Here is a 16,131-nt window from a genome sequence, read left to right on the forward strand (position 1 = left end):
AAGAGGGCCGATGTTGTTCCGCGCCACCACCGGGGCCGATCTCGACCGGGTCACCGGCTTCTCCATCGACGACGCGGTCAGCGCGATCGACGCCGACCGCTACCTGGACGAGTTGGGCCAGGGGATGTACCGGCCGGAGTGGACCTGGATCGCCGAGGTCGACCAGCGGGTGGTGGGCCGCGCGCTGTGGTGGGGGCAGGCGTCCAGCGCGCACCCGGTCGCCCTGGACTGTCTGCACGTCGAGGCGTCTGTCGACGACCGTGCGGCCGTCGCGGCCGACCTCCTCGGCGCGGGGCTGCGGGCCTTCGCGCAGCAGGGTGCGCCGAAGCCGCCGCTGTACAACCTGACGCTGCCCAACGACTGGCGCGCCGATGAGTCCGTCTCCGCGGCGGTGGCCTGGCGGCGCAGAGCGGCGCTGGCGGTCGGGCTGACCGACGAGGTGGAGCGGCTGCGGCTGGAGTGGACGCCGGAGGTCGGGGTGCCCTCGGCCAGCGGCAGGCTCGTCTTCTCGACGGGCTCCGACGAGGAGTTCCTGGACGTGTTCCGTCGGATCGCGGTGGGCAGCCTGGACACCGAGACCCGCCGGAACCTTGCGGTCAAGGGCCCGGAGCTCACCGCCCGGGAGGAGATGGACTTCTACCTGGACTGCCCGGGCGAGCGGGCGTGGTGGCGGCTGGCCCACACCGCCGATGGGACGCTCGCCGGGCTGGCGATCCCGTCCGCGACACCGTACAACCGCAATGTCGGGTACCTGGGCGTGGTGCCCGAGCTGCGCGGGCACCGCTACATCGACGACGTCCTCGCCGAGATCACCCGGTTCCACGCCGAGCAGGGGGCCGAGCTGATCACCGCCACCACCGACACGACGAACGTGCCGATGGCCGCGGCGTTCGCGCGGGCCGGTTACCGCACCGCGCAGATCCGGCTGCTCTACTCGGCTCCGGAGTCATGAGGCGAGCACCGTGGCGAGGTCGGTGCGGGAGGTGACACCGAGCTTGGGGAACGCCCGGTACAGGTGGTGCCCGACGGTTCGTGGGCTCAGGAACAGCTGCGCGGCGATCTCCCGGTTGGTCGCGCCCGTCGCGGCCAACCGGACGACCTCGCGTTCCTGAGGGCTCAGCCGGCTGAGCGGTCCGCCCAGGGACGGTTCCGCCGCGTCGCCGCTGGCCCGCAGTTCCGCCCTGGCCCGGTGGGCCCACGGCTCGGCGCCGAGCGCCGTGAAGGTGTCGAGTGCGTCCCGCAGGTGGCCGCGCGCTTCGAGTTTCCGGCGTGCGCGGCGCAGCCACTCCCCGTAGAGCAGCCCGGTCCGGGCCTGGTCGACAGCGCTGCCGGCCCGGTGTAGCCGGACGGCCGACCCGAAATGCTGCTCAGCCTCGCCGTCCGATGCGGTCAGGGCACGACAGCGGTGGGCCAGCGCGGCGAGCGCCGGGCGACCGGTCGTCTCGGCCCACTCGTCGAGGAGACGCACCGGTTCGGCGGCCCGCTCGGGTCGCCCGGCGCGCACCGCCGCTTCGACGAGATCGGGCAGCAGGAAGACGCCGAACAGCGGATGACCGGATGCCGCCCGCGCCGCCTCGAACCGCTGCAGCGCAGCGTCCGCGCGGCCGAGGCCGAGGTCGAGCAGGCCCAGCGCCCACAGGGCGTCCGCCGTTGCCCGGCCGATTCCACGTGGCTGGGTGTACGACATCGCGTCCCGCGCCAGCCGACGGGCCTGCTCCTCCTCCCCGCGTACCGCCGCCAGGGTCGCCAGGACGGCGCGCAGGTGGGCGGCCCGGTGCGCCAGGTCGTACCCCTCGGCCAGCCGGAGTCCCTCGGCTGCGTGCATGGACGCGGCGTCGTGCTGCCCGAGGGTCAGCTCCACCCGGGCGAGCAGGTGCAGCGCGGTGGGCAGCCACCCACCCATGCCGCTGTCCCGGCAGTGGTCGACGGCCTCGGTCGCGATCTCGTACGCGGCCTCGTCATCGGCGGTCAGGTGGCAGTAGATCCCGGTCATCAGGCGGTCCATGAACCCGGTGTCGGTGCGACCGCGCGCCGCCACGAGTGGTCGGAGCGCGCGCAGCGCCCCGGGCACATCGCCGGCGAACAGGCAGCCGGGCACGGCCAGCACCGGCTCCGCGGGGGCCTGGGCCGCTACCGCCGCGATCAGGTCGGCGTTCCCCGAGGAGAACGCAGCGTGCAGGGCGTCCACCAGCAGCGCGGGGAGTTTGTCCGGCCGGCGGGGACCGATCTGGTTGGCGCAGTCGAGCAGTATGCGGCCGGCGACGTCCGGGCTGCCGTACCCGAGCTCTACCACCGCCCGGACCCGCGCGAGGTCCGCGGCCAGGCCGGGGTCCTGCGACGCCACCTCGACCATCGCCGCGAGCCGACCGCCCCGCTCGTCCTGGCCCGCGTCGGCGGCGGCCTGCGCGGCGGCGATGAACCGGCGCGCCCGGTCCTCCGGCTCGGCCGTGAGTTGGGCTGCCCGCTCGTACGCCGCGGAAGCCGACGCGAGCGCCTGCCGGCCGCCGGCCCAGACCGCGACCCGCTCCAACTCGTCGGCGACCCGGTCGTCCGGCCCGGTCGCCGCGGCGGCCAACTGCCAGGCGCGCCGATGCGCGTGCTCGGGTGCGACGAGTACCGCCGCCATCGCCTGGTGCGCGGCGACCCGGCCGGCGAACGGGCTGCCCTGGTACGCCGCGTACCGGATCAGCGGATGCCGGAAGCGCAGCACACCGCCGGTCAGCACGATGAGATCGGCGCGCTCGGCAGGCTCCAGGTCACCGACCGTCGCGCCCGCGGCCCGCAGGATCAGGTCGAGTGTTCCGGTGTCGTCCGCGGCTGCCATCAGCAGCAGCGCCCGGGTGGCCTCGGGGAGCCGGCGGATCTGATCCTGGAAGGCGTCCAGGACCCGGTTCGAGGGCGCGGACAGCGTCAACGGGCTGAGCTGACCGGCGCGCTGTGTCGGAGTCAGTGCGGCGGAGAGTTCCCGCAGCGCGAGCGGGTTGCCCTGCGCCTCGTCCAGGATCCTCTCCCGGACGTACGGCGGCAGGTCCACGACCAGTGCCGCGGCGGCCTCCTGGTCGAGCCCCGCGAGGTGCAGCGTGGGAAGCCCGACGACCCCGGCCACGCCGGCGGTGTCCCGGGCGGCGAAGATCAGCACGACGCCCTCGACCTGCAAACGGCGGGCGGCGAACGTCAACGCGTCCACCGATGCCCGGTCGAGCCACTGCACGTCGTCCACCAGGCAGAGCAGCGTCCCCTCGCCGGCCGCCTCCGCCAGCATGGTGAGCACGGCCAGGCCGATGACGAAGCGGTCCCGCACCGTGTCGTCGGTGAGCCCGAAGACCGCCCGCAGTGCCCTGGCCTGGGGGCCGGGCAGCTGGTCGACGAGGTCCATGACCGGCAGGAACAACTGGTGCAGGCCGGCGAAGGCCAGCTCGGTCTCCGACTCCAGGCCATCGATCCGCAGCACCCGCATCCCGGACGCGCGAGCGGCGGCGTAGTCGAGCAGCGCGGTCTTGCCGATGCCGGCTTCGCCGTGGATCAGCAGAGTGCTGCTCGCGCCGTCCACGGCAGCGTCCAGCATCCGGTCGATCTGGTCGCGCTCGACCGCCCGGCCCTGCATCACGTACCCCCGTCGTCACCGGTCCCGCCGGCCGCCGTAGCGCCGACGCGACGCCGTGCAGCCGCCCGCCGAACCTCGGAGGCGCAGGTCATGAACCTAGCCGATTGCATTTCTTTCGCCGCGCCGAGCGTCTGGGCGTCAGCGGCGGCCGACTCCGCGCGCGCCGCGGGTCGGGCGGTGGCCCGGCCCGCGGCGTCGGTCGTTCCGGGGCCGGACGCATCCGCCGCGAGTCGCGGATCACCCCGAGGCGACGGCCTTCAGGATCGCGTCGCGGGACGCGGTCACCTCCCGGCGCAGCTCGTCCAGGTCCACGCCGACCAGGTGCCCGCCCGCCTTGCGAATCCGTCCGGCCACCACGACGGTCTCGATGTTGCGGGGGTCCGCCCCGAGCACCAGGGTGCCGACCGCGTCGTTGAGCGGCATCGTGTTGATGTCATCGGCCCTGACCACCAGCAGGTCCGCCTGCTTGCCCGGGGTGAGGGAGCCGGTCACGTCGCCGAGTCCGTTGGTACGGGCCCCCTGCAGCGTGGCGAAGTCCAGCACGTCGCGGGTGGTGATCCGGTACGGCACGGTGTCCGTGCCGTAGGCGGCGTCTACCGCACGCATGCGCTGGATCGCGTGCACTGCTCGCATCTGGGTGAACATGTCGCTGGCCAGTGCGACCTCCACGTCGATGCTGAGCCCGGGCCGGATACCGGCGGCCAGCGCCTCCTCGATCGCGGGCACCGCCGTCTCCAGACCGATCTGCGCGTCGGAGGTCGGCGCCAGCGACACGGTCACCCCGGCGTCGCCCATCGCCCGCCACGCGTCCGCAGTGAGGCCGGTGGCGTGGATAAGGGTCAGGCCCGGGTCGAGCAGGCCGTCGGCGGCCCAGCGCAGGATCGCCGCAGAGGACGGCGCGCCGAACACCGCGTCGATACTGACACCGAGGCCGAGATCGTGGGCGACGGCCGCGAGTTCCCGCCCGTAGGCCAGTGCCGGGCCGGCGATCTCATCGGTGGCCAGCGCTGCGAGGCGCAGCGTCACCAGGCCGTCACTAACCCCGTGGTACGCCCCACGCAGGCGTTCCAGGTCGCCGGGCCACTGGCGGTCCCAGTCGCCGAAGTGTGGCCCCATCGATGCGTGCACGCCCCGGATGCCGGTGTCGACCAGCGCCTGGATCGCCGCGTCCGAATGCGCCGCCGTGCGGGAGTTGTGCGAGAAGTCCAGCATCGTGGTGATGCCGGCATCGAGGGCGGTGAGCGCGGCGAGGCGGGTGCCCACGTACATGTCGTGCGGCGTGTATGCGGGCGCGACCCTGGCCAGCGTCGACATCACGTACTCCCCCAGGTCGGTCACGTCGGGGATGCTGCGACGCAACTGCGCCTGCCAGGCGTGCCGGTGGGTGTCGACGAATCCGGGGCTGACGATCCGCCCGGCCGTGTTGATCACGGTGGCGCCCGCCGCTTCCGGATGCGACCGAAGGTCGGGGCCGACCGCGACGATCCGGTCCCCGCGTACCAGCACGTCACCTCGCTCCAGGTCGCCGATTCGCGGGTCCATCGTGACGACCGTGCCTCCGGTGAACAACAGCATTGGGGTGTCTCCTTCGCTACGTGTGGTCACTGCTGGTGGAACACGTATCCGGCGTGGTGCAGCACGCCGTCGGTGAACAGGCCATACGCCCAGAAGCCCAGGTCGTCGTGGTAGACGATCCGGTCGCCGTCGATCCAGAACGACCCCTGGTACGCGTGTGGCCGACCACCCCGTGTCTCGTCGTACCGGCCGTCGGCGGTGAGTTCCTGGTGCACGAAGCCGCTCTCATCGATCCACATGCCGAGGTACGGGCTCTGCTCCGACCGCGGGCCGACGTCGGGCTCGATCGGGGCGGGCGTGAGCCGGCGGCCGTTGAAGAGCGCGATCTCACCGTCGACGACGATCGCGGCTGCCTGTTCCGGCCACCAGACGATCATCTCCAGGACGGACGCGCCCGAGGTCCGGTCGGCGACCACGGCGAAGGTGGCAGGGTTACCGGGCGTGAGCGCGCCGACCCGGTCGGCGGGGCGGGCGCGCAGGCCGGCGACGGCGACACCGTCGATGACCGCCGGCACGATGGTCAGTCCGGTGCAGTCGACGACGATCGCGCCGTCGTCCTCGGCCGCAGTGTGCAGGCCCGGCCCGACTCCGACGATCACCTCGCCGTCGAGCAGCAGGTCGGCGGCAGAAAGGTCACCAATCGCCGGGTCGAGCGTGTGGATGGTGGCGTTGACGAACATCAGTGGGCGACGCCGGTCACCGGTATTCGCGGTGATCCTCGCCAGCACCGCCTCGTCGAGCATCGGGATGCTCACGACGTACCTCCGAAAGGGGTTGGGGTTTGGTCCTCCCACCGTCGGACGTATCGGGGCCGGCAACCAGACCGGGCGTAACCGGGGTGCGGCGCACCCTGCCTGGTCGAAGCCAGCCTGGTTACCGTTGGTGGCATGCCAACCACCGCGCTCGGGACGTTCCTCACCGCTCGGCGTGCCCGGCTCACGCCGGGCGACGTCGGCCTCGTGTCCAGCGGCGTCCGGCGGGTCGCGGGTCTGCGCCGCGAGGAGGTCGCGGTGCTGGCCGGGGTGAGCGTCGACTACTACACCCGTCTGGAGCAGGGACGGGAGCGCAACCCGTCAGCTTCGGTGCTGGACGCCGTGGCCCGGGCGCTGGACCTCGGACCGGACGCCCGCGACCATCTCTTCCGACTGGCGGACATATCGCCCGGCAGCGCGCCGGGTCCCGCCCGGCCCCGGGTCGAGCAGAGCCTGCGGGAACTGCTCGACGCCTGGCCGGACACTCCGGCGATCGTCATCGACCGGCGGCTCGACCTGCTGGCCCGCAACGCGCTGGCGGATGCGTTCTACGCGGACTTCGCCGAGGCGGACAGCATCGTCCGGATGACCTTCCTGGACCCGGCTGGCGGCACGTTCTTCGTCGACTGGCAGCGAGCCGCCGAGGCGTGCGTGGCGAACCTGCGCCTGGCCCTCGGCCACGACCCGCACGACCGGCGGGTGCGGGAGCTGGTCCAGGAGGCGGGTGCGGCCAGCCCGGAGTTCCGCCGGCTGTGGGCGCGCAACGACGTGCAGGGCAAGACGCACGAGACGAAGACGTTCCGGCACGGCGCGGTGGGCGAAATGACGCTGTCGTATCACACGTTCGACGTGCGGGGCGCTCCCGGCCAGCAGTTGATCGTGTACCGCGCGGAGCCGCGCAGCCGAAGCGCTGAGGCGCTTCGGCTGCTGGGCACGCTGGCCGCCAGCAACTGGCCCATGTGAGGCTTTCCGTCAGGTCGCCGGCGAACTCCATCTGGATGCGGTCACTGGCGTACGTCCTGTTCCTGTCGCGGAAGGCGACGGATCACGTCTGTCGGTGCCGGCGGCCGGCTGTGTAGGCGGGTCAGACCGACCCCGACGAGCACGACCACCATCCCGATGGCGATCCGGAGGCCGAAGTCCTCGTCGAGCACGATGACTCCCAACGCCACCGAGACCACCGGCAGCAGATAGCCGACGGTCGCCGTGTTGGTGGCGCCCTCGGCGGCGATGTTCCGGTAGGTGAGGTGGAAGGTGGCTCCGGTGGCGACGACGCCCAGGATCACGACGGCGATCAGGGTCTTCGGCCCGATCTCGATCGACGTCAGACCGCCGGCCGGCAAGGTCACCGCGGTCAGGCCGGTCGCCGCGATGAGCTGCGCCGCGGACAGCGAGATGGTGGGGATGCCCTTGCCGACCAGGTTGCGGCCCATGTACGCGAAGCCGACGGCGTAGCTGGCCGCCGCGGCGACGATGGCGAGGGCGCCCCAGCCGATCGGCCCGGTCGTCTCCCACGGAGCGAAGATCAGCACGACCCCGGTGAACCCGAGGAGGAGCCCGCCCAGCCGGGCCGGCCGGAGTCCGCGCTCGGTTCCGATGACGACGCCGATCAGCAGCGACCACAGCGGGGTCGTCGCGTTCAGTGCGCCGGCCACCCCCGAGTCGATGGTCTGCTGGCCGATGCTGAACATGGCGAACGGCAGTGCGTTGCAGAACAGGGCGGCCACGACGATGTGACCCCAGGTCCCCCGGCCCCGGGGCAACCGCCGGCCCGAGGCCAGGCATGCGACCAGCAGAGCGGCCGATCCGAGTACGCAACGGCTGAGGGTGACCTGGACCGGAGTCAGCGAGTCCAGGGCCAACTCGATCCAGAGAAAGGTCGATCCCCACAGCAGGGCGAGCACGCCCACCCGCGCCCACGCCCATGTCCTGCCCACGACACCGTCACCCCTGATCTCCTTGATCGGCCCCCATGAACGGTGCCGCACCCCAACCCGTAAGGACAAGCAAAAGATTTTGCACTTAAGTTAAGTTGTGCTACATGCTTGATGTGAGACGCATGCAGGTGCTGCGGGCGGTGGTCACCAGCGGGTCGGTGACCGCAGCGGCGGCGCACCTCGGCTACACCCCCTCCGCCGTCAGCCAGCAGGTGGCGGCCCTGGAAAAGGAGGCCGGGATCGCGCTACTCGAACGGGTCGGCCGGGGTGTGCGGCCCACGGCGGCCGGTCAACTGCTCGTCGGGCACGCGGCCGTCATCAGCCAGCACGTGGCCCAAGCGGAGACCGCGCTGGCCGACCTGCGCTCGGGGCGGACGGGCCGGCTGACTGTCCGCTATTTCGCCTCGGTCGGCCCGACCCTGCTGGCACCCGCCCTCGCCCGACTCCGGCGCGAGCATCCGGGCGTGGCGACAGACCCCAAGCTCAGCGATCCGGATGATCCACTGCCGGAGGTGGAGCGGGGCAACGCCGACCTGGCCATTGTGGTCCGCCGACCGAGCGACGAAATCCGCCAGGGCATCCGTGTGGTGCACCTGCTCGACGACGTGTATCAGGCTGTGTTGCCTGTCGGACACCCGCTCGCCGCACAACAGGTGATCGACCTGGCCGACCTCGCCGGCGAACCGTGGGTCGGTAGCGAACCGCCCGGCCCCTGCCTGGAGCCAATCACCGACGCCTGCGCCGCGGCAGGCTTCAGTCCGGATTTTGTCGCGAGGTCGGAGGACTACGCCACGGCCCAGGGATTCGTCGCAGCCGGCCTCGGAGTCAGCCTGATCCCCCGACTCGGGCTGGGCACCCGCCATCCCGGCGTCGCCACCCGCCCGGTCCGCCGTCCAGAGCCGATCAGGAGGATCTACGCTGCGGTCCGGGAGATCTCACTGGCCCAGCCGGCACTGCGCGCGCTGATCGACGCCCTCCTGGACGCCACCAAGGAGTGACACGTGAGCGTCCCGGGTACCAGCCTGGTGCTATTCGCCCTTGGTCGGTGCGGGCGAGCGGCCGCGGTAGCCGATGGCGCCCTCGCCGACCCGCTGGTAGGTGCCGACGAATGCGTCGCCGGGGCCGGTGAACGCGACCGTCCCGGTGTTGCCGCGCTTGTCCCGCCAGCTCGCCCTGGCCAATGGCAACGAGTCGGCACCGATCGCGAAGGTGATCCCGTTCGAGCGGTACCAGCCGCCGCCCCATCCCTCCTCCGTGTGGTACCAGTGTTTCGCCATGCCGGCGTCGGGGTGATCGGCCCGCCACCGCCCGGTCAGCGAGCCGCGCAACTCGTGCGGCGACTCCGCACCAGCCGGCCGGCACCAGCCGTAGAAGCCGTCCAGTTCGGCGGTGAAGGTGACCGCGTACTCCGCGCCGGAAGCGTCTGCCCAGGCGAGGTGGTCGAGCAGGCTCTGCTCGCCGCGGTCCACGTACGCGATGACCGTCGGACCGGGCTGCCACGCGCCGCCCATGGCCTGCATGCGGGTCGAGTACCGGAGCACCGGTTCCTCGGCCTCGCGCTGGTCCATGGCCCGCGCGGACCGGCCCCGGTCGAACACGGCGTCGATGGTGATCCGGTTGAGCCAGAGCATGCTGCGGGCGTCAACGGCACTGGCCAGCCGGAGCTTGTTCGCGCCCGGCCGCAGCCGGCCAGCAGGTATGGCGAAGTCCATGTGCTGAAAGAGGTCTCCCCCGCCCGGGATGTGCCAGCCGTGCACCAGGCACCGATCGTTGACGGAGATGTCGAGCGGCGCGAACCCGACCGCACTGCCCAGCTTCGACACCAGCGCCACGATCCCCAGGGTGGCTTCCCCGTTGGCGTCCGCCGCCGGAACGTCGAACGTCATCTCCACGGAGCCGTCGGCGTCCAGCTTGAGATGTCCCCCGGCCTCGGTGCCGCGGTTGATGCTCAGGACGGCATTCGCGGTCGACGCCGGTTTCTGGGCGAAAGTCACGTAGGTCGGCTGCATCGCGCGATGCTATCCGCCGGGCAAAAGGGCAGAGCCCGGCCTCGTCAGGGCAACCAGGCCGGTGCATGCTCGGCCGGTCAGCCCTCATCGTTGACCGTCGCCCGCTCACCTCTCGTGCCGGCTGGTAACCGTTCGACCCGATTGCTACTGGCCCGTCGATGGCCCGGGCGGCTCACCCCACCAGGTTCAGGACCCCCAGGACAATCGACAAAGCGATCGCGACCAGCGTGATGCCGGCGACGGCGCGCATGACTGTCCGGGTGGCTCGGCTGCCTCCGGTGCCCTCAGCAAGGCGGCCCATCATCTCCGTCCGCGCGTCGATGGAGTACGGGTTGGTGCTCGTATCCACGTAGCTGCGCTTCAGCCAGTCGCGATCTGGATTCGGGGCCTGAGTCGTGCCCATGCACCCAGTGTGGGCCGTGGCGCAGGGAGCAGGAAAGACTCCGAACGGAGCACGGATCTCGCACATGGGTCGGTGAGGTCTTGCGCCTCGCGCGTCGGTCCGCTTCGGAGTTGACGGACGCGCTTGCTCATGCCAATAATAGTTGGCATGAGCCAAGGTGAGCTATGGGAGAGCTGAGCGGCGATCGGCTGATCGAGGTCCTTGCCACTCTGGCCAGTCCGCACAGACTGCGTGTGCTCGCCGCACTGACCGGCGGACGCGCCTACGTCTCACAGCTCGCCCGCGATCTGGGCATCAGCCGCGCACTGCTGCAGGTGCACCTCAAAAAGTTGGAAAAGGCCGGGCTGGTCACCGCGCATCTGGAGTTGTCCGAGGACGGCAAGGCACTCAAGTACTACGAGGCCACGCCGTTCTCGCTGCACCTCACGCCCGACGTGGTGGCGGCTGCCGCCACGACCCTGAGCAACGCCGGAGACGGCGACGCCGTACCGAAAGGAAAAATCTAGATGGACGTCGGCTCGGTCTTCCTCGTCGTCATCGCCGCCCTGCTCATCTCGGTTGTCGGGTATGCGGGCGTCCGCAAGCGGGCTACGGTGTCGGCCGAACTGCAGCGGCAGTACGCCGAGCAGGCCGCCGAAACACAGCGCCTGCTCACCGACGTGAGCGCGCAGCTGGCCGATCTGAACCGGCGCACCGCGGACATGCAACGCATCCTCAAGGACGCCGAATGACCGCCCTCGGCCTCAGTCCGCCGGTCACGCTACTCAACGTTCCCAACGCCATCACCGCCGTACGAACGACCGGCTCCGTCGGGCTCGCCGTGGCAGCGCTGACCCACCGCAGCGCCCACCTGCTCGTCGCCGCGTACCTGATCTACTGGATCGGTGACATCCTCGACGGCGTCGCCGCCCGGGGGCTGGGACAGGAGACGCGCACCGGCGCGGTCTTCGACATCGTCGCGGACCGTGCCTGCACGTCGGCCTGTGCCGCCGCACTGGTCGTGCTGCGGCCCGCCACCGCCCTGCCGGTCGCGGTGTTCCTCGTCCAGTTCATGGTCATCGACCAGTTGCTGAGCCTGATGTTCCTGCGCTGGCCGCTGCTGAGCCCGAACTACTTCGCCTGCGTCGATCGGCGCATCTACCGGTGGAACTGGTCTCCGCCGGCAAAGGCGCTGAACACCGCCGCGGTGGTGATCCTGGCGATCTTCGCGCCGATGGCCGCGGCCGTCACGTTCGCCCTCGGGGTCGCCGCGGTGAAGGTCGTCTCGTTGGTCTGCGCCGCCAAGTTGCCGGCGGGCCTGCCGCACACCCGGCCATGATCGCAGTCCTGGCGGCTGCGGCCGTCGGGCTCCTGTCGGCTTTCCTGCCGTTCACCCCGGCCGAGCCGTACCTGATCGCGGTCGTAGCGACGACCGGCACGCCGCCCGTGGCGCTCGGCGTAGCCGCCGCAGCCGGTCAGACTGCCGGCAAGGCCCTGATCTTCCTCGGTGCGCGCGGCGCGATCCGCTCGACTTGGCTACAACGCCGGCTCAGCAGACGCCCGTCCACCGCGCCGGAGCCACCAGGCCGACTGGGCGCGATGCTCGCGCGTCCGAAGGCGGTCGGTGCGCGACTCGTCGAGGTGATGGAACGCCCCCGCCAGGCGACCGGGGTGCTGCTGGTCAGCGCCGTCACCGGATTTCCACCGCTGCTGGCCGCCAGCGTCTACCTGGGCCGCACACCCATGCGCCCGGTCGTCTTCGCGGCGACGTGCCTGCTGGGCCGAGCGATCCGCTTCGCAACGATCGCGCTGGCCCCGCAGCTCGCCGACTACTAAACGGTGGCCGCCGGCCCGGCATCGACATGGACACTGTCCCGGCACCGACACAACAGCTGGGGCAAGATCGGGTGCGCTCATCTGGCGCCAGCCGACTCCGGCGGATGGGGTCGTCGTCCCGGCACCGGCGGTGGAGGGAGGGCCACGCAGGCCCACCGGTCTGGTGATCGGCCACCGCGCCACGCCGACCAGACCTCAAGCGCCTCACGCACCAGGCTGACTTCAAGCAGGTAGTCAGACCGCTGGTTCTCATCGTCCACCACGGCCGCCGCGCGTGCCTCCGGGGTCCAGGGTCGGCCGGCGTAGATCGTCGCCTCATCGGGGAGCTGGTCTAGGCGCTCCACCAAGTCGATCAACCGCATACTCACACCTTCAGTCTGGAAGGACGACGACCACTGGCCCGGATGCCCGAAACGCCTGCTCGTGGGCCGGGGACTGGTCACAGGTCGTGCCCGCTCGTGCTCATTCGGGGTACCGGCTACTGGCACGTGGCTGGCACGTCACCCTGATCCGGAAGAACGGACGGCGTGATCCCGGTAGCTGTTCACCTCGCGCTGTGGACGAGTCGCTGTTTCTGGTAGGGATAGCCGCTGCGCGTGCTGCTGGCTCTGACTGGGGTCAGGTGACCCATGGATGCATGATGGGACGATGGAGAGCCAGAACCTCAGCCGCGAGGATTACCAATCTGCCTTACGCGTAGGGGAAGTGCTGCGCGAACGGGGTTGGCGAAGGGCCTTCAGCCTTCCGCAGATGGTGGAAGGGTGGTCCGGACTGATCGAGGAAATCCGTGAAGGCTATGACTGGTGTACCGACGAGTACAGGAACGACCTGGTCTGCCGCGAATGGCTTGATCAGGCGCTGCCCTTGCTCACCGAGCCCGTGCGGGCGAACTGGCAAGTCATTGTGGATCAACTGGACGAGAAGTTCCGCGAGGTAACCGTCGACGACGGTGCGGCCTTTTGGCCGTTCGGCGTGACTGACCCATGGTGGCTGCGGCGCCGGCCCAAGGTGCTGATCGGCGAACTTGCCCGCGACCTGGGCTGCAATGGAGGCGATGGGACCAGCGCCGCCGGTGGCTAGCCGCCGTTTGAAAGGGCAGCCTCGGTCAGTCGGTGACCACGTGGCGCCGCCGGTAAAAGGCGTTGGCGGGCGGCAGGGCGAGCAGGACGAGGGCGACCAGCAGCGAGGGCGACGCCACGAACCCCGTAACGGTGGCTACGGGCTCAACCCACGCGGGTATCAGCTGACCGGCGACCGCTTTGACGCTGTCCCACTCGGTCACCTCCGGGACCTCTCCTGAAGGGGCCGGGATGAGGGCCAGGGCCCGCCAGCACCCCGCCACCGCCAGCGTCACGCCGCCGATGATCCAGGTGACGATCCGGGTCCAGTTCCTGCCGACGAGGTTGACCAACGCCAGCAGCAGGATGGCGAGTGCGACCAGCGACACGACCAGGCCGACGCCGATGAGGAACATCATCGGCAGGGCGGCGAACGTACTCGGCGCGCCTACCCGCTCGTGCGCCGTCACGTACGCGTCCTGGTTGACCGCCTCCGCGGCCACCTGCCCCAGCCGTGCCAGGCCGCTCAGCGCTAGCAGCAGGCTGGACCCGACGACGACGAGGGTGGGCATTCGTCGCCGGGTCACCTCCGTCGTGGAATTCCCCGTAGTCATGAGAACGGATGCTAGTGCGTGGCCCGTCGATTCCATGAGAGCGGATCTCCTGGGCGAGCTGGCGGCGGCAGCAGAGCCGCATGGGCTGATCATCCGGGTGCTCGCCTACACGGGGCTTCGCTGCGGTGAGCTGGCGGCGCTGCGGGTGCGGCGCGTGGACCTGGTGAAGCGTCGGCCGCTGGTGGCGGAGTCGGTGACCGAGGTCAACGGTCGGGCGGTGTTCGATACGCCGAAGACGCATCAACGCCGGTCGGTGCCGCTCCCCCGGTGCCTGGTAGAGCCGATGTCCGCGCAGGTCGCCGGCCGCAATGGCGACGAGCTGGTGTTCACGTCCCCGGCTGGCGAGGTGTTGCGGAACAACAACTTCCGTCGCCGGGTCTTCGATCGGGCTGCGGAGTCGATCGGGCTCGCCAGCCTGACACCACACGAGCTGCGGCATACTGCGGCCAGTCTGGCGGTGGCTGAGGGCGCCAACGTGAAGGCGGTGCAGCGGATGCTCGGGCACGCCTCGGCGGCGATGACGCTGGACGTGTACGCGGACCTGTTCGAGGACGACCTGGACCAGGTGGCGGACCGCCTCGACCGGGCGGCGGGTCGTGCTACTGCGGACTCAGTGCGGACTGAGGGCCTCGGTCCGGATCTTGATGCGGTTCGTCCGGGTCGTCGGCAGGATGGCTGACCAGGGATTTTGCTTGGTGGACCAGATGTGGCAGAACCCGAACCGCATTCACCCTGTTCAGGGCCCGATCGTGACGCTAGCGGCCGTACGCCGACGCATGCCCTGACCGGTTTGGCTGGTCACCCGGCGCAGCGCCGTCAGACTGATCCGATCCGCGTACAGCATCGGCGCGGCGGCCCCGGTCACCTAACCACCACTCGTGGATCATGATGGCCTGGCGGTGACCGCCTGCCGTCGCTGCTCCGCCAACATCGGTGGTGCTGCCCTCGGTTCTCGCACCGCCACGGAGGGGTTTACGGCGCTTCGCTCCAGATATCCGATCATGGCCGGAATGCGTACCTGGCCTGTCGTTCGGCGAGGTCCGCATCGCAGGTGGCTCACGCATGTTCAGTGCTGAGCAGGTTCCCACCACACCAGGTTGGCGGCCACCTGAGCGACGGGCTCGATGATCTCCCACCCCTCGACGATCAGCCCGTCGCCGATCCGCCAGATGTCGACGACCGCGATCTCCGGTCCCGCGTCGGGAAGCCACCGCCGCGAGTACACCACGACGTGATCACCGTCGGCCAGCACCTGATGAATCTCGACCTGCATGCCGGCGAGCGGCACCAGCGCGGCGTCGACAGCGGCGAGCCACTCCGACTTGGTCGAGGTGGTCGTGCCCGGTCGGTGGTGGATGAAGTCGTCGCTGAGGAACGGTGCGAGCGCGTCGACGTCGCCGGTCTCGATCAGTCCTGCCAGCGCCCGTTGGACGATGCTCTTGTTCTCGGTGGTCATGAACGCAGTGTTTCCGCGGCCGCTTCGGTTGTCGATGACATCGGACTTCATGGCGTCCGGCTCGACGATGAGTACGCTCCATGATCGTGTACACGGTGGGGGAACTCCTGCGGCAGTGGCGTCAGCGCCGGGGGCTCAGCCAACTTGACCTCGCGATTGCCGCGGACGTCTCGGCTCGTCACGTCAGCCTGGTCGAGACCGGCAAGTCCAGGCCGAGCGCCGATATGATCCTCCGGCTCGCGGAGCAGCTCCACGTGCCGCTGCGTGATCGCAACCGGCTCCTGCTCGCCGCCGGCTTCGCACCTCGGCACGATGAGCGTCCACTCGACGACGACGCACTGTCGGCGGCCTTCGACGCGGTCCGGCGGGTGCTTCGCGCGCACGAGCCGTACCCGGCGCTGGTATTCGATCGCCGGTGGAACATCGTGATGACCAATCGCGCCGTCGACCCGTTCTTCGCGCGGGTTGCGCCCGACCTGTTACGGCCGCCGGTCAACCTGGTGCGGCTGGGACTGGATCCGCGCGGGTTCGCGCCCATGGTCGTCAACCTGGCCGACGTGCGAGCGGTGTTCCGCAACCGGATCACGCGCCAGCTCGCCATCGCACCCGACCCCGAACTCACGGCGCTCTACGAAGAACTGCTCGCGCCCGAACCCGCGGGTCCGTCGAGCGAGCGGATCGAGTCAGACGTCGTGATCCCGATGATCCTTCGCATCGGCGGACGGGAGCTGCGGCTGTTCTCGACCATCACCACGTTCGGCACCCCGATGGACATCACGCTGGACGAGGTCGCGATCGAGTCCTACTACCCGGCGGACGCGGAGAGCGCCGCCTACTTCACGGAATAGCGCACTGTCCTGCCGCAGATAAAAGCGCGGTGGTGACGGCCAGCCTGCTCACGAGGCACT

General features: G+C 70.5%; 19 protein-coding genes. 10 read left to right on the forward strand and 9 right to left on the reverse strand.

The window, feature by feature from the left end; all coding sequences use genetic code 11:
• The first annotated feature begins 10 nt into the window (after nt 1–10).
• Entirely contained in the window at nt 11–952 is a 942-nt protein-coding gene (locus OG470_RS36220; protein ID WP_328419162.1) for a GNAT family N-acetyltransferase, read from the forward strand.
• Here the strand turns inward: OG470_RS36220 and OG470_RS36225 are convergent.
• The 3 genes from OG470_RS36225 to OG470_RS36235 form a co-directional block, all read right to left on the reverse strand.
• Nucleotides 947–3,604 (reverse strand): LuxR C-terminal-related transcriptional regulator, encoded by a 2,658-nt coding sequence (locus tag OG470_RS36225; protein ID WP_328419164.1) that lies wholly within the window; start codon nt 3,602–3,604, stop codon nt 947–949. The two genes, OG470_RS36220 and OG470_RS36225, sit on opposite strands and share 6 nt — an antisense overlap.
• Nucleotides 3,605–3,841: 237 nt before the next feature.
• Nucleotides 3,842–5,179: an amidohydrolase family protein gene (locus OG470_RS36230; protein WP_328419166.1), complete on the reverse strand. Its 1,338-nt coding sequence runs from the start codon at nt 5,177–5,179 to the stop codon at nt 3,842–3,844.
• Nucleotides 5,180–5,205: 26 nt separating this feature from the next.
• Nucleotides 5,206–5,934 carry an Atu4866 domain-containing protein gene (locus tag OG470_RS36235; RefSeq protein WP_328419168.1) on the reverse strand — a complete coding sequence of 243 codons (729 nt, stop codon included), beginning with the start codon at nt 5,932–5,934 and terminating at the stop codon, nt 5,206–5,208.
• 132 nt (nt 5,935–6,066) lie between these two features.
• On the opposite strand from OG470_RS36235, the gene OG470_RS36240 reads away from it, so the two are divergent.
• On the forward strand, nt 6,067–6,894 hold the full coding sequence (locus tag OG470_RS36240; RefSeq protein WP_328419170.1) for a helix-turn-helix domain-containing protein: 828 nt from the start codon (nt 6,067–6,069) through the stop codon (nt 6,892–6,894).
• Between the two features lie 41 nt (nt 6,895–6,935).
• On the opposite strand, the gene OG470_RS36245 is transcribed toward OG470_RS36240, so the two are convergent.
• On the reverse strand, nt 6,936–7,868 hold the full coding sequence (locus tag OG470_RS36245; protein WP_328419172.1) for a DMT family transporter: 933 nt from the start codon (nt 7,866–7,868) through the stop codon (nt 6,936–6,938).
• Nucleotides 7,869–7,972: 104 nt separating this feature from the next.
• Between OG470_RS36245 and OG470_RS36250 the strand changes: the two genes are divergently transcribed.
• Nucleotides 7,973–8,866 carry a LysR family transcriptional regulator gene (locus OG470_RS36250; protein ID WP_328419174.1) on the forward strand — a complete coding sequence of 298 codons (894 nt, stop codon included), beginning with the start codon at nt 7,973–7,975 and terminating at the stop codon, nt 8,864–8,866.
• A gap of 30 nt (nt 8,867–8,896) precedes the next feature.
• On the opposite strand, the gene OG470_RS36255 is transcribed toward OG470_RS36250, so the two are convergent.
• The gene (locus OG470_RS36255; protein ID WP_328419176.1) at nt 8,897–9,877 is read right to left on the reverse strand and encodes a hypothetical protein; all 981 of its coding nucleotides are present in this window, start codon (nt 9,875–9,877) and stop codon (nt 8,897–8,899) included.
• A 172-nt stretch (nt 9,878–10,049) separates the two neighbouring features.
• The gene (locus OG470_RS36260) at nt 10,050–10,280 is read right to left on the reverse strand and encodes a hypothetical protein (protein WP_328419178.1); all 231 of its coding nucleotides are present in this window, start codon (nt 10,278–10,280) and stop codon (nt 10,050–10,052) included.
• Between the two features lie 164 nt (nt 10,281–10,444).
• Here OG470_RS36260 and OG470_RS36265 point away from each other — a divergent pair, with 164 nt between their 5' ends.
• The 4 genes from OG470_RS36265 to OG470_RS36280 are packed head-to-tail and all read left to right on the forward strand — an operon-like array spanning nt 10,445 to nt 12,095.
• Nucleotides 10,445–10,786, forward strand: coding sequence for an ArsR/SmtB family transcription factor (locus OG470_RS36265; protein WP_328419180.1), 342 nt, complete (start codon nt 10,445–10,447; stop codon nt 10,784–10,786).
• Nucleotides 10,787–11,011 (forward strand): hypothetical protein, encoded by a 225-nt coding sequence (locus tag OG470_RS36270; RefSeq protein WP_328419182.1) that lies wholly within the window; start codon nt 10,787–10,789, stop codon nt 11,009–11,011.
• The gene (locus OG470_RS36275) at nt 11,008–11,598 is read left to right on the forward strand and encodes a CDP-alcohol phosphatidyltransferase family protein (RefSeq protein ID WP_328419184.1); all 591 of its coding nucleotides are present in this window, start codon (nt 11,008–11,010) and stop codon (nt 11,596–11,598) included. The genes OG470_RS36270 and OG470_RS36275 overlap by 4 nt, the downstream gene beginning before the upstream one ends.
• Complete coding sequence (locus OG470_RS36280; protein WP_328419186.1) at nt 11,595–12,095, forward strand: hypothetical protein; 501 nt, start codon at nt 11,595–11,597, stop codon at nt 12,093–12,095. The genes OG470_RS36275 and OG470_RS36280 overlap by 4 nt, the downstream gene beginning before the upstream one ends.
• 77 nt (nt 12,096–12,172) lie before the next feature.
• On the opposite strand, the gene OG470_RS36285 is transcribed toward OG470_RS36280, so the two are convergent.
• Nucleotides 12,173–12,457, reverse strand: a complete 285-nt coding sequence (locus OG470_RS36285) for a hypothetical protein (protein WP_328419188.1) — start codon at nt 12,455–12,457, stop codon at nt 12,173–12,175.
• A 286-nt stretch (nt 12,458–12,743) separates the two neighbouring features.
• On the opposite strand from OG470_RS36285, the gene OG470_RS36290 reads away from it, so the two are divergent.
• On the forward strand, nt 12,744–13,175 hold the full coding sequence (locus OG470_RS36290) for a hypothetical protein (RefSeq protein WP_328419190.1): 432 nt from the start codon (nt 12,744–12,746) through the stop codon (nt 13,173–13,175).
• 25 nt (nt 13,176–13,200) lie between these two features.
• Here the strand turns inward: OG470_RS36290 and OG470_RS36295 are convergent, their stop codons facing one another.
• Nucleotides 13,201–13,767, reverse strand: coding sequence for a hypothetical protein (locus OG470_RS36295; RefSeq protein WP_328419192.1), 567 nt, complete (start codon nt 13,765–13,767; stop codon nt 13,201–13,203).
• A gap of 34 nt (nt 13,768–13,801) precedes the next feature.
• On the opposite strand from OG470_RS36295, the gene OG470_RS36300 reads away from it, so the two are divergent.
• Nucleotides 13,802–14,446 carry a site-specific integrase gene (locus OG470_RS36300; protein ID WP_328419194.1) on the forward strand — a complete coding sequence of 215 codons (645 nt, stop codon included), beginning with the start codon at nt 13,802–13,804 and terminating at the stop codon, nt 14,444–14,446.
• A 387-nt stretch (nt 14,447–14,833) separates the two neighbouring features.
• Here OG470_RS36300 and OG470_RS36305 read toward each other — a convergent pair whose 3' ends face one another.
• On the reverse strand, nt 14,834–15,223 hold the full coding sequence (locus tag OG470_RS36305) for a nuclear transport factor 2 family protein (protein WP_328419196.1): 390 nt from the start codon (nt 15,221–15,223) through the stop codon (nt 14,834–14,836).
• Between the two features lie 80 nt (nt 15,224–15,303).
• Between OG470_RS36305 and OG470_RS36310 the strand changes: the two genes are divergently transcribed.
• Nucleotides 15,304–16,071, forward strand: a complete 768-nt coding sequence (locus OG470_RS36310) for a helix-turn-helix domain-containing protein (protein ID WP_328419198.1) — start codon at nt 15,304–15,306, stop codon at nt 16,069–16,071.
• Nucleotides 16,072–16,131 lie beyond the last annotated feature (60 nt).

This window comes from Micromonospora sp. NBC_00389 (assembly GCF_036059255.1).
Lineage (GTDB): Bacteria > Actinomycetota > Actinomycetes > Mycobacteriales > Micromonosporaceae > Micromonospora.

Excerpts from the sequence above, each read along its gene's own strand:
- OG470_RS36260 (WP_328419178.1), bottom strand. The coding sequence starts at position 10,280 with ATGGGCACGACTCAGGCCCCGAATCCAGATCGCGACTGGCTGAAGCGC.
- OG470_RS36240 (WP_328419170.1), top strand. The coding sequence starts at position 6,067 with ATGCCAACCACCGCGCTCGGGACGTTCCTCACCGCTCGGCGTGCCCGG.
- OG470_RS36250 (WP_328419174.1), top strand. The coding sequence starts at position 7,973 with ATGCTTGATGTGAGACGCATGCAGGTGCTGCGGGCGGTGGTCACCAGC.
- OG470_RS36290 (WP_328419190.1), top strand. The coding sequence starts at position 12,744 with ATGGAGAGCCAGAACCTCAGCCGCGAGGATTACCAATCTGCCTTACGC.
- OG470_RS36255 (WP_328419176.1), bottom strand. The coding sequence starts at position 9,877 with ATGCAGCCGACCTACGTGACTTTCGCCCAGAAACCGGCGTCGACCGCG.
- OG470_RS36300 (WP_328419194.1), top strand. The coding sequence starts at position 13,802 with ATGAGAGCGGATCTCCTGGGCGAGCTGGCGGCGGCAGCAGAGCCGCAT.
- OG470_RS36225 (WP_328419164.1), bottom strand. The coding sequence starts at position 3,604 with ATGCAGGGCCGGGCGGTCGAGCGCGACCAGATCGACCGGATGCTGGAC.
- OG470_RS36230 (WP_328419166.1), bottom strand. The coding sequence starts at position 5,179 with ATGCTGTTGTTCACCGGAGGCACGGTCGTCACGATGGACCCGCGAATC.
- OG470_RS36265 (WP_328419180.1), top strand. The coding sequence starts at position 10,445 with ATGGGAGAGCTGAGCGGCGATCGGCTGATCGAGGTCCTTGCCACTCTG.
- OG470_RS36275 (WP_328419184.1), top strand. The coding sequence starts at position 11,008 with ATGACCGCCCTCGGCCTCAGTCCGCCGGTCACGCTACTCAACGTTCCC.
- OG470_RS36295 (WP_328419192.1), bottom strand. The coding sequence starts at position 13,767 with ATGACTACGGGGAATTCCACGACGGAGGTGACCCGGCGACGAATGCCC.
- OG470_RS36310 (WP_328419198.1), top strand. The coding sequence starts at position 15,304 with ATGATCGTGTACACGGTGGGGGAACTCCTGCGGCAGTGGCGTCAGCGC.
- OG470_RS36305 (WP_328419196.1), bottom strand. The coding sequence starts at position 15,223 with ATGACCACCGAGAACAAGAGCATCGTCCAACGGGCGCTGGCAGGACTG.
- OG470_RS36220 (WP_328419162.1), top strand. The coding sequence starts at position 11 with ATGTTGTTCCGCGCCACCACCGGGGCCGATCTCGACCGGGTCACCGGC.
- OG470_RS36285 (WP_328419188.1), bottom strand. The coding sequence starts at position 12,457 with ATGCGGTTGATCGACTTGGTGGAGCGCCTAGACCAGCTCCCCGATGAG.
- OG470_RS36280 (WP_328419186.1), top strand. The coding sequence starts at position 11,595 with ATGATCGCAGTCCTGGCGGCTGCGGCCGTCGGGCTCCTGTCGGCTTTC.
- OG470_RS36270 (WP_328419182.1), top strand. The coding sequence starts at position 10,787 with ATGGACGTCGGCTCGGTCTTCCTCGTCGTCATCGCCGCCCTGCTCATC.